This window comes from Solimonas terrae, assembly GCF_011067135.1.
Classification (GTDB): domain Bacteria; phylum Pseudomonadota; class Gammaproteobacteria; order Nevskiales; family Nevskiaceae; genus Solimonas; species Solimonas terrae.
The window spans coordinates 1-1,345 of sequence record NZ_JAAMOW010000018.1; the positions used below are offsets into that span (position 1 = coordinate 1).

Annotated in this window: 1 protein-coding gene; it reads right to left on the reverse strand. The window is 59.3% G+C overall.

Going from position 1 to position 1,345, the window contains the following annotated elements; translation table 11 throughout:
• Positions 1-20 precede the first annotated feature (20 nt).
• The gene (locus G7Y85_RS20015; RefSeq protein ID WP_166261798.1) at positions 21-1,226 is read right to left on the reverse strand and encodes an IS4 family transposase; all 1,206 of its coding nucleotides are present in this window, start codon (positions 1,224-1,226) and stop codon (positions 21-23) included.
• Between the last annotated feature and the right edge of the window lie 119 nt (positions 1,227-1,345).

Consider the following 1,345-nt stretch of genomic DNA (forward strand, 5'->3'; position numbering starts at 1 on the left):
CTGACCTATCCCCCCGAAAGTCACTCAATGATGAGCACAGATTGCGTGTACTGTCTGACGATTCGAGCGACATCGTCCAGACAGCTGAGCGGTAATCGGTTGCGGGTGAATTGGACAAGCAATCGAGCGAGGAAGACCGGCGAATAGGGCGGCGACGTGCTCGACGAATTGACGCTCACCATTCGGCGCCAATCGCGCGCTTCGGCCAGGCATCCGATCATCCACAGCAGAAAGCTGGCGAGCGCTGCGATCAGCAGTAGGTTGGCGGCGCGCATGAATGTCGTGTGCCGTCCATTGGCGATACCCAGGCCATAAGCCACCGACTTGGTATCGCGAAACCCCTCCTCGATCTGCATGCGGCTCTTGTACAGGCGCACGATTTGTTTGGCGCTCAAGTCCTGAAGACTGTGGGAAGCAATCAGCAGCCACGGCTCGCGGGCGCTTGCCGCATGCTTGCGACTCAGACGACTGCGCCGCGCGGATCCCGCCAGTGAGCGATGCTTGCGTCCGCGCAGATGCTGCATGATCAACACCAGACGACCCGCCAGCGGGTGGTCGCGCACCCACAGCGCATCGCCCAAGTCTTGCGCACGGATGCTGGCAATGCCATGCAATGACTTGGCGCTGATCCAATCTGACGGCGCGCCATTCCACTGTACAAAGTCGCGGTTGCGAATACGCCCCAGCCAGTGCCAGCCCAAGGATTCAACATAGCGGTAGAACGGCACTCGAAAGCCTGCGTCGGCAATGAGGATCGGCGTGCAGTAGACAGGAACCATCCGCTGCAACTGATCGACAAAGCGATGCTGGACCTTCCGATTGGCCAGCTTGCGATACGGGTGCAGCTCCTCATACAGCGTGATCGCCCGGCTGCCCACGGCCAGTGACGCGCGCAACAGCTGTTGCTGGCGGTCCGCGCTGAAATCCGACCAGTCGATCAGAATCATCGGCTGCGGGCAGCTTGCCAAAAGCCGTAAGGCGATGGCGCGGTAAAACGCTTTGCGCTGCCCGCTCAGCAAGCGATTGCCGATCAGGCGATCCATCCGTTTCACGCGATGTTTGATGCGTGTGCCGGTATCGGCAAGCGAGCGTCCCAAGCCGGTAATCGAGACCCGTGCGCCGCGCGCCACGGCATCCACTGCCACGATCAGCGCCTGACTTCGCGTCTGATGAACCTCAGGCAGTGATTCACGAAAAAACTTCTGCAATACTGGCTGCGTGTGCATGGACTTCTCCCGAAGATGTGGTGTCCTCGGAAGATAAAAAGTCCATGCACACGCCGTTTACATCACAGCCTACCTCCTACATCGCTGAAATCAATGGCTGTTTTGTGGGGATAGGTCAG